The following is a 16,111-nucleotide window of genomic DNA, read 5'->3' as shown; positions in this document are numbered from 1 at the left end:
AGGCCAGTCCGGTGGCTAGGGCTTCACGCTCGCGCCGGTCCTGATAGGTCAGCAGTGTGGTGACTAGTTTTGCTTCGGCTCTCCGGGAGGCGAGCAGCAGGTCGAATCCGGTGGTGAGTTCGGGTTCAGCGTCCAGGTGCGCGATCCGTGCAGGCAACACGCCAGCGACGACGTCCTCGCCGGCTCTTTTTCCCCTGCTGTTCCGGTGCTGGTGCTCCATGTCCTCCACGCTATCGACCCCCTATGACACGACTCCCGGGCCGGCCCTGCATAGTCTGGGTCCGCAGAATCACCCCGATCCAAGGCCCCGAGCAGGAGTGCTCCTTCTGTGCCTTCCAGGTTGCCAGGAGCTACTGACGTAGATGATGGACCGCGCTGGGACCGGGGCGTGCCGCACCGACTGACCAATCTGCGTGGATGGGGCAGTGAGATCAGGTATCAGCGTGGTGCTGGCCACTCCGTTTGGTGTTCACCACGAAGCCCGTTGCTACGAACAGAACGGCTCCCAGCACCTGCAACAACCCGGAGAGAACAGCACCGTCTAGGAAGCTCAGGATCGCGGCAAGACTGAACAGACCCGCGACAACCCAGCAGATGACGAATAGTGCAGTGTAGTTGTTCAACGATGGCCTCCTTTCAGTGAGCGCTCTCGGCGCATCCCATAAGGGTCGCCGCTGCGCTGACTGCGTATCCAGTTGCGGCGACTGTCGCCCCGGCCGGGCCGGTGAATGCGGCAGCGAGTGCCCCTCCGGCACCGATCACCAAACCGGCCTGCCCCACATAGCATGAAGGGGCGGAATTGGTCATGACTGGTGATACAGCGTGAACGATTGGCTGCGGAGTGGAGGTGGCTGAGGCTGCCGGGGCAGAGAGCGCCACCAGAAGGGCTCCGACTGCACTTGCTCAGGCCAACGCGCGACTGGGCTGCACAACACATATCTCTCTGTGCGGTAGGTACTTTCCCCCTTCACCCCACAACATCTCTGCCCAGGGCGTCAACACTCGCTCGAAAAAGCCCAACATCGAAACCTTGCTGTGGCGCACGCTCATGCGCGCTCCCCCTTGAACAGGACCTGCCGCTCGGGTAGGCGACGTTGACCGCCAGGCCGGACTGTACACGTGAGTCGATCAAGTTCACGGCGATCTTGTGCAGGGCCAACGCAGGATGAAGCGACAGATGAAACTCCTGGCCAGTTCCTCACAGCAGGCGGACCACGAAGCCGGCAGAAGCTCTATGGGCCACCGATCATCAGTCGGTCCATCACACGTGACTCCCCTCACATACGCCTCCTCGGCGGAAGAACCACCCCCCACCCCTGCGTTGTTCAATGTTGAACGAACACCCGAGGGCCCCGCCCCATAAGCCCCAGACCACGAGGAGCACGCATGACGTCGACCACCACCGAGGCAGCCGTCCTGGACCGGGAGACCGTGGACCACCTGTTCGAAGGCACCCGCACCACTCACCACTTCACGGACGAGCCCGTCGACCTCGAGGTCATCAGCCGCGTCTACGAGGACCTGCGCTGGGCGCCCACCGCCTTCAACAACCAGCCTCTGCGGCTGACCGTGGTCACCGGCGAGGAGACCCGCCGCGCCGTCGTCGAGCACCTGATGTCCGGCAACAAGGAGAAGACCCTCGCCGCACCACTGACCCTGGTGGCAGCATTCGACCCCCAGTGGCACGAACACATGCCTTTCCTCACACCGGGCGTGCCGGGGCTGCGCGAGAACTTCGCCGACAAGACCGAGGCCCGGCACGGCATGGGACGCGACAACGCCCTCATCCAGCTGGGCTACCTGCTGGTCGCCCTCCGCGCCCACGGCCTCGCCTCCGGCCCCATGACAGGCCTGGATGCCGCTGGTGTCGACACCGCCGTCCACTCGGAGAACGGGTGGAAGACCATCGCGGTGGTGAACGTCGGCCATGCTCCCGATCCCGCCCACGACCCCTCCCTGACCGCCCGTGGAGGCCGCTTCGAGTTCACCCAGGCCAGCCAGATCCTCTGAGCAACCTCGTGTAGGGTGGTGCGAATTCTCGCCGCACCACCCGCCCGGACCGCCCGCCGCTCGGCACCCCGCTGACCGGCCGGCAGCAGGTCCGGATCACCTCTGCGTGCTCCTGCGCTGACGCGGCGATCCTCTCCCCCGACGAACGGACCGCTCCATGCCGCAGGACACCCCTGCTGAGCCGCGCCCTGCGGGTCAGACCACCTTTCTCCCCGAGGAAGCAGAGCGCTTCCCGGAGTCCCCGCAGGGCCCGGGCAGCTCGCTCAACGCGGTGTTCTGGTCCTCCGTCACCCTGATCGTCGCGTTCATCGCCGTGGCCGGCTTCTGGCCCGAGCGGATGAACACCGCCGCAAGCGCCGCCATGAACTGGGTGACGGCCACCAGCGGCTGGTCGCTGCTGATCATCCCCCTGGCTCTGATCGGCCTGCTGCTGGTGCTCGCGTTCACCCGCTTCGGCAGGATCCGGCTCGGTCCGGACGACTCCCGCCCGGAATACCCCACTTACGCGTGGATCGCGATGCTGCTGGGCGCGGTGATGGGCATCGGACTGATCACCTACGGCGTGGCCGAGCCGGTGTCCCACCTGTTCGACCCACCCCACGGTCTCACCGAGGCGGGCAGCCAGGAGGCCGTCATCGACGCCCTGCGCTTCACCTTCCTGGACTGGGGCATCCACGCCTGGGCTGTCTTCGCGATCTTCGGCCTCGCCATCGGCTACTCCACCCACCGCCTCGGCAACAAGGGCCTGGTCTCCCCCATCCTGCGCCCGCTGATCGGCCGCCACGCCGACGGTGCGGTCGGCAAGACCGTGGATGTGATGGTGATCCTGTCCACGCTCTTCGGCACGACGACGTCGCTGGGCCTGGGCGCCGCGCAGATCAGCCAGGGGCTGAGCCAGATCACCGGCCTGGAGCTCACCACCTCGTCCGTGCAGATCAGCATCATCGCGCTGATCACCCTGATCTTCACCGCCTCGGCCATGAGCGGAGTCGGACGCGGCATCCGCTACCTGAGCCAGACCACGATGGTGCTGGCCGCCGCGCTGCTGATCTTCGTGCTGCTCGCCGGGCCGACCAGCTGGCTGATCAACATCTTCTTCCGGTCCCTGGGCTCCTACGCCGGGGGCTTCGTGGAGATCAGCCTGATGCTCCCCACCGAGGCGGACGACCTGCAGTGGATGCAGTGGTGGACCTACTTCATGATGGCCTGGTGGATCAGCTGGGGCGCGTTCGTCGGCGTCTTCCTGGCGCGCATCTCCCGGGGCCGCACCATCCGCCAGTTCGTGCTCGTGGTGCTCGGCGTGCCGTCCCTGGTGTTCTCCCTCTGGTTCAGCGTCTTCGGCGGCTCGGCCATGTGGATGGACCTGGAACGGGGCACCGGCATCGGAGAGGCCGCCGTCGAGGACGTGAACACCGCATTCTTCGGCCTGCTCGATCAACTCCCGCTCACGGCGCTGACCTCTGTGGTCGCCGTCGTGCTGGTGGTCCTGTACTTCGTCACCGGCGCCGACTCCAACACCTATGTGCTCTCGGTGATCTCCTCCGACGGTCGGATGAACCCGCAGCGATCAGTGATGGGGGTCTGGGGAGTGCTCACCGGTGCCACGGCGGCGGTGCTGCTCTACGCGGGCGGGCTGCAGGCGCTGCAGACCGTCGTGATGCTCTCCGCCGCGCCGTTCATCTTCGTGATCCTGGCGCTGGCGGTGTCCCTGGTGATGATGCTGCGCCGCGACCCGTTGGTCCTCAAGAGCTGAGGTCAGGCTCCGGGACGACGCCGGCCCCACACCGAGGCCAGCAGTCCGCCGGAGATGTTGTGCCAGACCGAGAAGATCGCCCCGGGCAGGGCGGCCTCCGGGGTGAAGTGCTGGGCGCCCAGCCCTGCCGCGAGCCCTGAGTTCTGCATGCCGACCTCGACGGCGATCGCTCGCCGTGTGGGCACGGAGCCGCGGGTGAGCTTCCCGGCGAGGTAGCCGATCCCGTAGCCGCAGCAGTTGTGCAGCATCACTCCGAGGATCAGCAGCAGCCCGGCGGAGACGAGCTCGGCACGGGAGCCGGCGACGACGGCGAGCACCACATAGGTGATGCCCAGCACCGAGACCCAGGGCAGCGCCGGTTGGATCCGGACGACGAGGCGCGGCAGCAGCAGCCGCAGCACGATGCCGCCCACCACCGGAATCAGCACGATCTGCACGATGCTGGCGGCCATGTCGCCTGCGGCCACCGGCAGGTACTGGCCGGCCAGCCACAGGGTCAGCAGCGGAGTGAGCAGCGGCGAGAGGAGGGTGGAGATCGAGGTCATCGTCACTGACAGGGCGACGTCGCCGCGCGCCAGATAGGTGACCACGTTCGACGACGTCCCGCCGGGCACGCATCCCACCAGGATCAGGCCCGCCGCGAGCGCCGGGGGCAGCTGCAGCAGCACCGCGATCCCCAGGGCCAGCAGCGGCATGATGCTGTACTGGAACAGCACCCCCAGCAGCACCGGGGCCGGCCGCTTCAGCACCAGGGCGAAGTCCGGGAGGGTGAGGGTCAGCCCCATGCCGAACATGATGATCATCAGGGCATAGGTGACCCCGGCGCCCAGCGGCGCGAAGGTGGCCGGCATCAGCAGCGCGACGGCGGCACCGCCGAGGATCAGCAGTGGGAAGACGGTGACGGCGAGCTTGGCGCTGCGCGGACTCTGGTCCGCGGCCGGGGGCGCCGGAGTGGTGGAGGGCCTGTGCGACATGGTTCACAGGGTGCGCCGCGCACCGGGCCCTGTCAACGACGCCGAGCAGGCCGTCCAGCATGTGAGCACGGCACCTCGGCTGGGTACCGTGTCCCCATGAGGAGCGGGAGCCCACAGACTGTGGCTGGAGCGACGCGGACAAGACAGACTCTGGCGGGGCTGGCCGCCCTGGGGATGCTGCTGGCCGGATGCGGGGCCGACGACGGCGAGCCCACCGGTGAGCCCACCGCTGAGCCCACCGCTGAGGAAGAGGCCCCTCCGGCAGAGGAGGAGCCGGAGCCGGAGTACGAGCCGCCCAGCATCGGTGAGCACGCCGCGGATGCCGCCTGGCAGTTCGCCCCGCGCGGGATCAACGCTCCGCTGGAGGTCACCCTGCAGGACGGCGAGGCCGAGGACAGCTATGTGGCCTACCGACACCGCCCTGACCTGGGCGAGGAGCATGACCCCTCCGGGCGCTCCACCGACCATGACGCCGTCTACACCATGGGTGAGCCGATCGAGGGCGACCTCACCGGTGACGGCGCCACCGACGCCGTCATCCCGCTGACTGCGACCTTCGGCGAGGATGCGGAGACCCTCTGGTACGTGTGGCTCGGCGCCGAGGACCCTCAGGAGGGCGAGCCCGTGGCCGAGCAGCATCCCTATCCGGTGGCTGCCGCCCAGGAATGCGGCAACGACGTCGCCGACCTCCGGATCGAGGACGGCGTGATCCATCTGGGGGTCAGCAACGTCGTGAACTATCACTCGGACTGGGAGTGCGACGGGCCCTTCTCCTACGGCCCGCATCAGCATGATCACCAGCCGCGGACCGTCGAGGTTGAGGAGCTCGACGGCGACCCGGTCCTGGTGCAGACCTCTCCGGTCCGCGCCTGGGGCGGAGTGTGCCCCGGCACGGACGCCCCGCAGTGGAGCTTCCTCGACGACGTCGTGCCGACTCTGCTGCCTGACGCGGATTCGGAGGTCCTCGACGGCGCCCCCGGCACGGACCTGATGGTCGGCGGCTTCTTCTTCGGCGAGGACCCGCTCATGGAGATCACCGAAGACCGCGTGTTCATCAGTTATGTGCCGAGTCAGGACCGGGAGCGGAACATGCAGGGGGAAAACACCCTGGCGGCCTGCGGCTGGATCGACGCCGCCGGCTGATCCGCGCTCCCGGCCCTGACGGGAGACTCACTCCACGAACACGGTGGTGGCGCGCGCCGGGGCGGTTAAGGTGCCGGTGGCGGCGTCGAACCCTGCCTCCACGAAGGCATCGTCCACAGAGTCGACCAGCACCGGGTGCAGCGCCATCTCAGCACCGGCCCGCTCCTCGACGGTCTGCTCGACCGCCTCCGGGGTGGGGTTGATGACCACGGTGACCTGCTCGAAGGCGTCGTCCAGGCCGGTCATGTCGATCGTCATGGTGATGACGCCCGACTCGCCCTGGCCCTGGAGCGGGAAGGCCACACGCTCGGCGACCTCCTCATAGCTGCCGAGGCTGAAGGCACCGGTGGAGTGGGCGATCTGCAGCTGCTCGAGGTGACGGTCCCGGCTGAACTCGATCTCCTCACAGGTGGGAGCCTCGACGGCGTTGAGCGTCTCCTCGGCCCAAGGCCACTTGTCCTCGGTGGTCCAGGCCGGGGGCAGTCCGATGCCGAACCCGTTGGTGGAGTCGCCGAACTCCTGGGCGGCTCCGCACTGCCAACGGATGGCGTTGAACCAGTCGCCGGAGTCATAGGAGTCCCGGTCCAAAGACTTCGAACGCATCAGCTCGGAGCCCGCGGTGACGAAGCCGGTGCCCTGGCTCAGCACCGCCAGCGAGAGATTCACCGCCTGCATCCGGGCGCGGTCCTCCCCGGTGACGTCGTGATCCAGTTTGTGGGCCAGCAGATCGAAGAGGATCTCGTTGTCGTGGGCGTCCACATAGGTCACCGCCTCTCCGGGCTGTTCCGTGTAGCCGGCCGGGGCCCCGTTGTAGTCGAGCTCCGAGCCGGTCACGGTCTCACCGTCGGCGGTGGTCAGCGGGTACTCGGCGAGGTTGCCGACCAGCCCGATGCGTACCAGGTCAGTGGCGTGGAGGAGCTCGGCCAGCTGCTGATCCTCGTCCCCGGTGAGTCCGGAGCCGTTGTCCTGGGTCCAGAGTCCGGTGCCGAAGCCCTGACGGCGCGGGTCCTGATCGAAGGGGCCACCACCATGGGCGGCGTCGCGCAGGCGATCGTTGAAGGTGCCAATGCCGGTGCCGCCCATGTTCATCTGGCTGGCCTGCTCGAAGAGGGCGTCTCCGGCGACCTCGCCGAAGTCCCAGCCCTCACCGTAGATCAGGAAGCCCGGGTCGATCTCCTCGACCGCCTCCTGCACTGCAAGGATGTTCTCCTTGGGGTGGTGGCCCATCAGGTCGAAGCGCATCCCGTCGATCCGGTACTGCTCGGCCCACAGCTCGGCCGATTCGACGATGAACTTGCCGAACATGGCATGCTCCGGGGCGGTGTTGTCACAGCAGGTGGAGCGCTCCACGACTCCGGCCTCGTCCAGGCGGTGGTAATAGCCGGGCACGATCCGGTCGAAGACGGACTTCTCCCCCAGCCCCGAGGCATGGGTGTGGTTGTAGACGACGTCGTTGACCACCAGCAGACCCTGCTCATTGAGCGACTGCACCATCTCCCGGTACTCGAGGATCCGCTGAGCCCCGTCCGGCTCCGTCGCGTAGGAGCCCTCCGGGACGTTGAAGTGCAGCGGGTCATAGCCCCAGTTGTAGGCGTCGTCGGCCCGCACCTCCCCGATGCAGGCCTGCTGCTCGGGAGAGTCCGGGGCGAATCCGGGCAGGTCGCAGTCCGGGGAGCGCTGCTCGACCTCCGGGATGGTGCCGATGTCGAAGGTCGGCAGCAGGTGCACGTGGGTCAGCCCGGCCTCGGCGAGGTCACCCAGGTGCCCCACCGATGTGGAATCGCTTACAGTGAAGGCCCGATATGTGCCCCTGAGGTCCTCATCAATGGTCTCATCGGCCGCGGAGAAGTCGCGGACGTGGACCTCCCAGATCTGTGCGGCGGTCGGATCCACCGCCTCGGGCTTGTCCAGCTCCTCCCAACCCTCGGGCTGCAGGGCCGGATCCTCGAGATCAATGATCTGACTGTGCGTGGAGTCCGCCGCCAGGGAGACCGAGTAGGGGTCGGTGACCGAATGGGTCTCCACGTCACCGGACTCCGGGTGCCAGACCTCCACCCGGTAGGTGTAGAACTGGTCCTTCCAGTCCTTCTTCCCCTTGACCGACCAGACGCCGGTCTTCTTGTCGTACGTCATCCGGTGCACCGTCGGCTCGGCGTCGGGGGAGGAGTAGAGCTCCAGCTCCACCGTGCGCGCCGTGGGGGCCCAGACCGCCAGTTCAGGCCTGCTGTTCTTCCAGGTCAGGCCCAATTCCTCGTCGACGGCGTCGGCGTAGACGGCGTCCAGCGCACCGGCGGTCTGCACTCCGGTGGCCTGCAGGACAGCGCCGTCGGCATCGCTCTCGACGACGACCAGCTGCCCGCGCAGCGCCTCGACGATGTCCTTCGTCCGCGGCGCCACCTCGGTCGCACCCACGCTCCGGGAGACCGTGAATGTCTCATAATGCGCGTAGCGGCGGTTCGTCTCGGCCAGCGCCTCGTCCATCTCGCCCGCAGGGGTCAGCCGGAGCACCTCCTCCGCTCCGTCGACACCACTCCCCGAGGCCTCGATATCACCCTCGGAGCTGATCAGCAGCTCGTAGCTGCGACCCTCGGTGGTGGAAGTGTCCAGGGCGATGGTGCGGTCGTCCAGCCACATGGCCCGCTGGGCCGCGAGGTCGATCGCCCTCTGGTCGGTGGCGCGGGTCTCAGGCGTGGAGACCTGGGCCTCCGCGGCGGTGCAGGCGGCGGTGAGCCCCAGCGCGGCGGCCATCAGGCCGGCGGTCAGGGACGCTCGTCGGGTGGATCTCACAGAAGGGGTCCTCACAGAAGGGGTCCTCACGGTGGACAGCGATGATGAGGTGACCCAAGCCACACTAAGAGATTCCCTCTCCGAATTGCAAGCGTTTGCAATCAGATTGTTTCATCACCTCCTGCGGGGCATCCAGGGCTCGCTCTCGGTAGGCTTGACCCATGAACACCCCGGCGCACGACTACGAGCCCTCGGCCCATGAGCAGCACTACGTGGGCCAGCTGCGACGTCAGCGGCTGATCTCCTCACGCCTCTACGTCTGCACGGACCTGCAGCGGTTCATCTCCGACCCGCAGGCGGGCCCGGTGGACGAGCTCGACTTCGACGCCCTCCGAGAGTTCTTCGTGGAGGCCTTCACCGGCGGGGTCGACATCATCCAGGTCCGGGACAAGCAGGTCACCGTCCAGACCGAGATCGCTGCCCTGACCCTGCTGCGGCAGGTCGCCGACGAGTACGCCGGCCTCTCCGCGGCCAATGACCGTGCCGACGTCGCCCGCATCACCGGAGTCGACGTCTTCCACATCGGCCAGGAGGACCTCAGCACGGAGGAGGCCCGGCTGATCCTCGGTGACGACGTCATCATCGGACGGTCCTGCCACACCGAGGACCAGGTGTGGGAAGCCTCCAACGACCCCGGCATCGACTACTGGTGCACCGGGCCGGTCTGGGAGACCCCCACCAAACCCGGACGGGCCGCCGTCGGACTGGACCTTCCCCGCTACGCCGCCCAGCTGGAGACGCCGAAGCCGTTCTTCGCCATCGGCGGCATCGACTCCGAGAACATCCGGCACGTCACCGAGGCCGGGGCCTACCGGGTCGTCGTGGTGCGTGCCGTCACCGAGGCCCAGGACGTCGCCGCGGCCGCCCGGGAACTGCGCGAGCACCTGCCCGCCTGAGCCTCAGCACCGCCCGAACCTCAGCCCCGTCGGCGTCGTCCCGACCCTCCGCGGCGCGGCCCGCGTTCGGGCGAGTTCTTCCGCTGTGTGCCCGGTCTGCTCCCCGACGTCCTCTTCCCGGCGGCCTGCCGCTTCGCCGCGGGCTTCTTCCCTGCCGCCTTCCCCACCGGCTTCTTCTGCGTGTCCTGCTCCTCCAGCCCGGACCGTCCCGAGCCGGAACGTCTGCCCCGGGCGACGCCGATGAACTCCTGGATGACCTCGTCGTCCTGGTCCCGACGCCAGCACAGGCCGACGTCGTAGCCCGCCAGCCCTTCGACCTGGCGGATCACCACATCCTTGCGGGAGAGCATCCGCGCCACCGAGTTCGGCAGCACCAGCAGGCCTGACCCGGAGGCGACCACCTCCAGGGCGATGCGCTCAGCGGCGGCGACCTCCTGGGCGTCGGTCACGCCCGTGCGCATGTCCGCCGTATCCAGGAGCGGCTCCTGGGCGATCTCCTCCCACTCGACGGACTGCTCAGCGGCGGCCACCCAATGGTCGCGGGAGGCGCACACCACCGGTTCCTCCCGGTACAGCACCACCCGGTGGAACAGCTCCGGGTCGACGAGGCCCTCCTCGGCGTCCTCGCGGAGGCGCACATAGCCGACGTCGACCGTGCCAGAGCGCACCCGCTCGAGCAGGCCGACGTCGTCGAAATACTCCACCTGCAGGGGAACCCCCGGGAAGCGCTCACGCCAGCGGTTCGCCCACTTGCCCGGTGTGGCACCGGGGATGGCGCCGATCCTCAGCCTGCTCCGCCGATCCCCCTCAGCCACGGCGGAGACGCATCGCAGACTGGGTGTGCCTGCCGGTGAAGCCGAGCCGCTCGTAGAGGCGGGTCGCGCCGGTGGGGCTCTCGGAGTCGACGTCGAGCTCGATGACGTCGTACTCCTCGCTGCGGGCCGCGGCCCGGATCGTGTGGAGAAGCACCGCGCTTCCCAGCCCTCGCCCTCGACCGGCCGGGACGGTGCCCAGCAGGTTCACGTACAGCTCACGATCCACCCACTGTCCGCAGAGGCAGTAGGCGAGCACTGTGCCCTCCGCGTCCACGGCGAGGCTCGAGGCCTGGTGTCGGTTGCTGCTCTGCCCCCAGCCTGCCGCCCAGAGTCCCCGCTCCGGCGGCGCCGAGCCCCAGTGGTCCGCGAAAGCGAGGCGATGGGCTGTGAAGGTGCGTTCCTCGTCCTCGGCGCTCGGGGCGCGCAGGGTCACGCCCTCCGGAAGGCTCACTGCGGCGAGCGCCCGGTCGGCCTCGGCCACGGTGCCGGTGGGTCGGCCCATCAGATTGAACCAGCGGACCACCGCATAGCCGCGGGAGGCGTGGAAGGCTTCGGTGCCCGAGCCTGCCAGCGCCCCGCCCACGCCGAAGTACGACGGCGCCCCGGGGTGCAGCTGCTCGAGGCGCTCCGCGGCCCTGGTCTCGAGCTTCTCCATCAGCGCCGTGCCGAGGCCGCGTCCGCGGTGCTCGGCGTGCACACCTCCCGAGAGATTCGATCCCGCCTGGCCTTCGCGATCCAGCGTGAGCTTCACCCAGGATCTGCCCGCCGCGACCATGGTCTCGCCGTCCCAGACGGCGACGGTGTCATGTGCGGGGTCCGTGTATCCGTCGGTCAGCTCCTCGGCGAGGTCCTGGGCGGAGAAGAACTCCTCGGTGCCGTCGACCTCGGCGAGATGGTTGGTCAGCTGGGCCCAGGCGTCGACGTCGTCGGTGCCGATCGTCGACCACCGGTAGGCCGGGGCCACGGCTCAGACCACCTTCGCCGTCAGGAAGTCCACCGCGCGGCCCCAGGCGAGCCGGGCCTTCTCGGCGTCGTAGGTGCCGATGAGGTTCTCGTCGTTGTGGAACGCGTGGCCGGCCTCGTAGTAGTGGAACTCCACCTCCGCACCGGACTCGGAGCGGATCTGCTCCTCCTGCGCCCGGGCCTGCTCCACCGGGTACATGGCGTCCCGCTCGGCGTAGTGGCCCTGCACCGCGGCCTTCACCCCCGTGTAGCTCTCCGGAACGGCCTGACCGACCCCGTAGAACGGGACGGCGGCAGAGACCTTGGCGCCCTGCTGGGCAGCGAGTGCGAGCACGAAGCCTCCGCCCATGCAGAAGCCGATCGCGCCGACGGTCTGGGAGGTGACGGCCTCATGGGCGAGCAGGAAGTCCGTGGCGCCGGCCAGCTGCCGGGCACCCTCCTCGGCGGGGAGCTTCGCCATCATCTCCCCGGCCTCGTCGCCGTCGTGGGTGATCCAGCCTCCGTAGAGGTCCGGAGCCAGCGCCACGAAGCCCGCGGCCGCGAGTCGGTCGGCGACGTCCTTGATGTGATCGGTCAGTCCCCACCACTCCTGGATGACGAGCACGGCAGCGCCCGATCCGGAGGGCGGCAGCGCCAGATAGCCGTGGGCGGTGCCGCCCTCCACATCGAAGGTGGTGTTCTGGTGGGGGGTCTTCTCAGCCATGGGTGGGAACCTCCTGTGCGTGACGAACGTCCGATCCCCACCCTAGTCAACCTTCAGCTGCGGGTCAGTCCTCCACCTCACTGGCGAGGTCGCGGTCATAGAGCTCCTGCAGCTCCTCCTCCAGGGACTCCAGCTCGTCGGTGACCTCGACGTCCTGGGTCAGCACCCGCTGCAGGGTCTGGGCCAGGGCCAGATCGCCGCCGGGCACGAACACGCGGGCGTAGTCCTGGACGCGGGCCCGCTCGAGCTGCTCCACCGCGGTCTCGAACTGCGGCGTCTCCTCATAGACCTCTGACATGTCCGCGTCCTTCTGGACGGGAACGTAGCCGGTGGCGGCGGAGAAGTCGACGGTGGAGTCCGGGCTGGTCATGTGGCCCACAAACATCGCGGCGGCCAGCTGACGCTCCGGCTCGGAGTCGGAGGCGATCATCAGGCCCGCACCACCGGTGGGGGTCTCGCCCTCGGCCGCGGGGCCGCCCGGCAGGAACGCGGTGCCCACCTCGAAGTCGGCGGTGTCCAGGATGCCGACCAGCGAACCGGTGGACTGGATGACCTGGCTGGCCACTCCGGAGGCGAAGTCGTCCCCCTGGTCCCCAGAGGCCACCGAGGCCCAGTCATCAGCGGCTTCCTGGGCGAACTCGATCGCCTCGACCGTCTCCGGGGAGGACACCGAGGAGAAGTCCCACTCCTCGGACCAGGACCCGCCATAGCCCCAGACCAGGTTGGCCATGGTCCAGGCCGGGTACTCGTCCTGCGGCGGGAAGGCGAAGGCGGAGGACGCGACCTCGGCCTCCATCAGCTGCTCGGAGACCTCGGCGACCTCGTCCCACGTCTCGGGCGGGCTCTCGATGCCGGCCTCCTCGTAGTGGTCCACGTTGTAGTAGAACAGCGGAGTGGAGCGCGCGTAGGGCACGCCGTAGTGGCTGTCCTCATAGTGGTAGTCCTCGTAGAGGGCGTCCACGTAGCCGGAGGTGTCGACCTCGGCGGCCTCCAGCAGCGAGTCCAGCGGCACCAGGGCGTCGTTGAGGTGGTTGGGGAACCAGGTGGCGTCGGAGAGGACGACGACGTCGCCGACGTCGCCCGTCCCCTGGGCGGTCTGGAAGCGCTGGGAGGTCTCCTCGTAGTTCGCTCCGGAGGTGACGACGTTGACCTCGATGCCGGTCTCCTCGGTGAACCCGGCGATGAGCTCATCCTCGACGTCGGCAGAGCCGCCCGGGTGGTTGGTCCAGAAGGTGATCTCCTCGGCCGGCTCGACCTCGGACCAGTCGACGCTCTCCGCCTCGGAGGCGGTGTCATCACCGGTGGTGTCGGGCCCGCAGGCGGTCAGTGCCAGGGCGGCGACCCCCAGGACGGCGGTGCCGCGGACGGCATGGGGTGCAGTGATCCTCATGATGTTCTCCTCGTGGGTGCTGACGTGGGTGCTGACGTGGGTGCTGACGTGAGTGCGGACGTGGGTGCTGGGGCGGGCGCCGTCATTTCACGGCTCCCTGGGTGAGGCCGGCGACGATGTAGCGCTGCAGGGCGGCGAAGACGATGAGCATCGGCACGATCACCAGGACGGCCCCGGCCATGAGGATCCCGTAGCTGCCGGTCTGGGCCTCGATGGACTGCAGCAGATTCAGCCCGACCGGCAGGGTCATCTTCTCCGGGGAGTCGATGATGATCAGCGGCCACAGGAAGCTGTTCCACTCATTGACCACGGTCACCAGCGCGACTGTGGCGATCGCCGGCAGCGAGACCGGCACCGCGATCTGGAAGAGCTTGCGGAAGTGACCTGCGCCGTCCAGCTCCGCAGCCTCGAAGAGCTCCTTGGGAAGCGCTTTGAAGTGCTGGCGCAGCAGGAAGGTGCCGAAGGCCGTCCCGAGTCCGGGAAGGATGATCCCCCACAGGGTGTCCCGTCCCCCCAGTGCGGAGATCGTCAGGAAGTTGGGCAGCATCGAGACCTCCGGCGGCACCATCAGCGCCACCAGGATGCCCAGGAAGATCAGGTTCGCCCCGGGGACGCGGATGTAGACCAGCGCGTAGGCGGTGGTGATGGCCAGCAGCACCTTCACGGTGGAGCCGATGAGCGTCACGTAGATGCTGTTGCCCAGCACCGTCAGCAGCGGGACGCGGCGGGCGACGTCCCCGTAGTTGGACAACGTGGGGTCCTGCGGCAGCAGCGTCGGGTTCAGCGTGACGATCTCGCTGGGGGGTTTGAAGCTGGAGAGGATCATCCAGGCCAGCGGCAGCACGATGACCAGCAGCGCCACCAGGATGGGCAGGTACCCGGTGAGCAGGGTGCTCAGGATGTTCTGGCGGCTGAAGGCGTCTGTCCAGGAGCCGCGGCGGCGCTGGCGGCGCTGCTCCCTGGTCAGCTGCTGCCGGGAGATCAGCTCAGGCATAGTGGACCTTCCTCTCGACGAACCGCAGCTGGACCGCGGTGATGAGGAACAGGGTGAAGAAGAGCACCACGGCGATCGACGCGGAGTAGCCGGCGCGCTGGTAGGCACCGAAGGACTGCAGGTAGATCTCGAAGATGATGGTGTTGGTGCCGTGCCCGGTGGGGGTCATGGTGCGCAGGATGTCGAAGGCGTTCGTCATCGAGAAGATGATGTTGGTGACGAACAGGAAGAACACCGTGGGGGTGAGCAGCGGAAGCACGATGGAGAAGAACCGACGCGCGGGCCCGGCACGGTCGATGGTGGCCGACTCCAGGAGGTCCTTGGGAATGGACTGCAGCCCGGCGAGGAAGACGACGGCGCAGTAGCCGAGGTTCTTCCACACGTAGACGATGATGACCATGAACAGCGCCCAGTCCTCGTCCAGGTACCACTGGGGGGAGCTCATCCCGAAGGCTGCCAGGACGTGGGAGAGCGCCCCTCGATGGGGGTCGAAGATGAAGTTCCACACCAGGGCGACGCCGACTCCGGAGAGCACATAGGGCGAGAAGACCGCCGTGCGGGCGGCGGTGCGGCCCGGGATCTTCTTGTTGATGACCAGGGCGATCAGCAGACCCAGGATCATCGATCCGAGCACCGCACCGGCGGTGAAGATGCCGGTGACCCGCCAGACCTCGACGCCGGAGGACGAGGTGAAGAAGTCCACGTAGTTCTGCAGCCCCACCGAGGTCGCCGTGGCTGAGCCCAGCCGCCAGTCCAACGTGGAGTAGTACATGTTGGACAGCAGCGGGTAGTAGATGAAGGCGAGGATCAGCAGGATGTTGGGCCCTGCGAACAGCAGGAACAGGGTCCAGTTGCGTGACTTCGCGCGGCGCCGGGCCTTCCGCCGATTCGCCTCGAGCTCCTGCTCGGTGGGCCCGGGATTCTGCTGATCAGCGGGTCCGTCGTCATCGGCGGAGGATGTGGTGCTCCTCACAGTGCCGGAAGACGTGGATCCTGATCCGCCTGATGCGGTCATCGGTGATCCCCTTCTGCCTCGGTGCGAACAGGCTCACGCACCGACCAGGTTCCCTCCACGTCGATGCGCAAACCTGACTCATCCTAACCACACAGGAGACGGAAAACCCTCCCTGTGATGAACCCGGGATGAATCTCCGACGACGGATCAGGATCTCAGCGGATCATGCGGATCTCCCGGAGGTCGTCGGCGTCATGGTCGATCAGCTCCGCTCCGTCGGCCCGGAAACCTTCCCGTGCGTAGAAGCGCACCGCGCGGGGGTTCTCTGCAGCGACCCACAACTGGGCGGGGCGATCGCCGAGCACGGCCTGGAGCAGGGCAGGCCCGGCGCCAGTGCCATGCCAGGCGGCCACCACGTAGAGGATGAACAGCTGCTCCTCCCGCACGGCATCCTCACCCAAGGCAGGCCCAGCGAGCGCGACGCCGACCGGCGCCCCCGCCCCCTCGGCCACCCGGATCGTCAGCCGGTCGTCGCCCAGGGACCGTTCCCACATGCGCACTCGTGCGGCGAGCGCCTCGTCGTCGTAGAACCGCTCGCCCAGCAGCGAGGAGTAGGTCTGACGCCAGCTGGTGTTCTGGACAGCGGCGAGCGCGGCCGCCTCGTCGAGGGCTGCGGTGCGCACGCGGATCGGGTGGGGACACATGGGCACAGGTTACCGAGGAGTCCC

The 16,111-nt window shown here is 68.1% G+C and carries 15 protein-coding genes; 4 read left to right on the top strand and 11 right to left on the bottom strand.

What is annotated here, in order from left to right; genetic code table 11:
- Positions 1–220: hypothetical protein (locus ODE13_RS07660; RefSeq protein WP_322478725.1), on the bottom strand; the 220-nt coding region annotated here is incomplete at its 3' end.
- A 211-nt stretch (positions 221–431) separates the two neighbouring features.
- Complete coding sequence (locus tag ODE13_RS07655) at positions 432–623, bottom strand: hypothetical protein (protein WP_322478724.1); 192 nt, start codon at positions 621–623, stop codon at positions 432–434.
- A gap of 763 nt (positions 624–1,386) precedes the next feature.
- Here ODE13_RS07655 and ODE13_RS07650 point away from each other — a divergent pair.
- The gene (locus ODE13_RS07650; protein WP_322478723.1) at positions 1,387–2,010 is read left to right on the top strand and encodes a malonic semialdehyde reductase; all 624 of its coding nucleotides are present in this window, start codon (positions 1,387–1,389) and stop codon (positions 2,008–2,010) included.
- Between the two features lie 157 nt (positions 2,011–2,167).
- Positions 2,168–3,763 (top strand): BCCT family transporter, encoded by a 1,596-nt coding sequence (locus ODE13_RS07645; protein ID WP_322478722.1) that lies wholly within the window; start codon positions 2,168–2,170, stop codon positions 3,761–3,763.
- A 2-nt stretch (positions 3,764–3,765) separates the two neighbouring features.
- Here the strand turns inward: ODE13_RS07645 and ODE13_RS07640 are convergent, their stop codons facing one another.
- The gene (locus tag ODE13_RS07640) at positions 3,766–4,737 is read right to left on the bottom strand and encodes a bile acid:sodium symporter family protein (protein ID WP_322478721.1); all 972 of its coding nucleotides are present in this window, start codon (positions 4,735–4,737) and stop codon (positions 3,766–3,768) included.
- Positions 4,738–4,833: 96 nt separating this feature from the next.
- Between ODE13_RS07640 and ODE13_RS07635 the strand changes: the two genes are divergently transcribed.
- Positions 4,834–5,880, top strand: a complete 1,047-nt coding sequence (locus ODE13_RS07635; protein WP_322478720.1) for a hypothetical protein — start codon at positions 4,834–4,836, stop codon at positions 5,878–5,880.
- 27 nt (positions 5,881–5,907) lie between these two features.
- Here ODE13_RS07635 and pulA read toward each other — a convergent pair whose 3' ends face one another.
- On the bottom strand, positions 5,908–8,667 hold the full coding sequence (gene pulA / locus ODE13_RS07630) for a pullulanase-type alpha-1,6-glucosidase (protein WP_322478719.1): 2,760 nt from the start codon (positions 8,665–8,667) through the stop codon (positions 5,908–5,910).
- A gap of 161 nt (positions 8,668–8,828) precedes the next feature.
- Between pulA and thiE the strand changes: the two genes are divergently transcribed.
- Positions 8,829–9,563, top strand: coding sequence for a thiamine phosphate synthase (gene thiE / locus ODE13_RS07625; protein WP_322478718.1), 735 nt, complete (start codon positions 8,829–8,831; stop codon positions 9,561–9,563).
- Between the two features lie 20 nt (positions 9,564–9,583).
- Here the strand turns inward: thiE and ODE13_RS07620 are convergent, their stop codons facing one another.
- The 7 genes from ODE13_RS07620 to ODE13_RS07590 form a co-directional block, all read right to left on the bottom strand.
- Complete coding sequence (locus tag ODE13_RS07620) at positions 9,584–10,378, bottom strand: LysR family transcriptional regulator substrate-binding protein (RefSeq protein ID WP_322478717.1); 795 nt, start codon at positions 10,376–10,378, stop codon at positions 9,584–9,586.
- Positions 10,371–11,342, bottom strand: a complete 972-nt coding sequence (locus tag ODE13_RS07615; RefSeq protein ID WP_322478716.1) for a GNAT family N-acetyltransferase — start codon at positions 11,340–11,342, stop codon at positions 10,371–10,373. The genes ODE13_RS07620 and ODE13_RS07615 overlap by 8 nt, the downstream gene beginning before the upstream one ends.
- A 3-nt stretch (positions 11,343–11,345) precedes the next feature.
- On the bottom strand, positions 11,346–12,044 hold the full coding sequence (locus ODE13_RS07610; RefSeq protein WP_322478715.1) for a dienelactone hydrolase family protein: 699 nt from the start codon (positions 12,042–12,044) through the stop codon (positions 11,346–11,348).
- Between the two features lie 64 nt (positions 12,045–12,108).
- A complete protein-coding gene (locus tag ODE13_RS07605) occupies positions 12,109–13,434 on the bottom strand; it encodes an ABC transporter substrate-binding protein (RefSeq protein WP_322478714.1) in 1,326 nt (441 codons plus the stop codon).
- 82 nt (positions 13,435–13,516) lie between these two features.
- Positions 13,517–14,428, bottom strand: a complete 912-nt coding sequence (locus ODE13_RS07600) for a carbohydrate ABC transporter permease (protein WP_179541452.1) — start codon at positions 14,426–14,428, stop codon at positions 13,517–13,519.
- Positions 14,421–15,401: a sugar ABC transporter permease gene (locus ODE13_RS07595; RefSeq protein ID WP_322478713.1), complete on the bottom strand. Its 981-nt coding sequence runs from the start codon at positions 15,399–15,401 to the stop codon at positions 14,421–14,423. The genes ODE13_RS07600 and ODE13_RS07595 overlap by 8 nt, the downstream gene beginning before the upstream one ends.
- Before the next feature lie 197 nt (positions 15,402–15,598).
- Positions 15,599–16,087, bottom strand: coding sequence for a GNAT family N-acetyltransferase (locus ODE13_RS07590; RefSeq protein ID WP_322478712.1), 489 nt, complete (start codon positions 16,085–16,087; stop codon positions 15,599–15,601).
- Positions 16,088–16,111 lie beyond the last annotated feature (24 nt).

The organism is Nesterenkonia sp. HG001, from assembly GCF_034438835.1.
GTDB lineage: Bacteria > Actinomycetota > Actinomycetes > Actinomycetales > Micrococcaceae > Nesterenkonia > Nesterenkonia xinjiangensis.
This window is presented reverse-complemented; position numbering and strand designations above follow the sequence as displayed.

What these genes read in the sequence shown, in the direction of transcription:
- ODE13_RS07650 (WP_322478723.1), top strand. Translation starts at nt 1,387, where the DNA reads ATGACGTCGACCACCACCGAGGCAGCCGTCCTGGACCGGGAGACCGTG.
- ODE13_RS07645 (WP_322478722.1), top strand. Translation starts at nt 2,168, where the DNA reads ATGCCGCAGGACACCCCTGCTGAGCCGCGCCCTGCGGGTCAGACCACC.
- ODE13_RS07640 (WP_322478721.1), bottom strand. Translation starts at nt 4,737, where the DNA reads ATGTCGCACAGGCCCTCCACCACTCCGGCGCCCCCGGCCGCGGACCAG.
- ODE13_RS07635 (WP_322478720.1), top strand. Translation starts at nt 4,834, where the DNA reads ATGAGGAGCGGGAGCCCACAGACTGTGGCTGGAGCGACGCGGACAAGA.
- thiE (WP_322478718.1), top strand. Translation starts at nt 8,829, where the DNA reads ATGAACACCCCGGCGCACGACTACGAGCCCTCGGCCCATGAGCAGCAC.
- ODE13_RS07610 (WP_322478715.1), bottom strand. Translation starts at nt 12,044, where the DNA reads ATGGCTGAGAAGACCCCCCACCAGAACACCACCTTCGATGTGGAGGGC.
- ODE13_RS07605 (WP_322478714.1), bottom strand. Translation starts at nt 13,434, where the DNA reads ATGAGGATCACTGCACCCCATGCCGTCCGCGGCACCGCCGTCCTGGGG.
- ODE13_RS07600 (WP_179541452.1), bottom strand. Translation starts at nt 14,428, where the DNA reads ATGCCTGAGCTGATCTCCCGGCAGCAGCTGACCAGGGAGCAGCGCCGC.
- ODE13_RS07590 (WP_322478712.1), bottom strand. Translation starts at nt 16,087, where the DNA reads ATGTGTCCCCACCCGATCCGCGTGCGCACCGCAGCCCTCGACGAGGCG.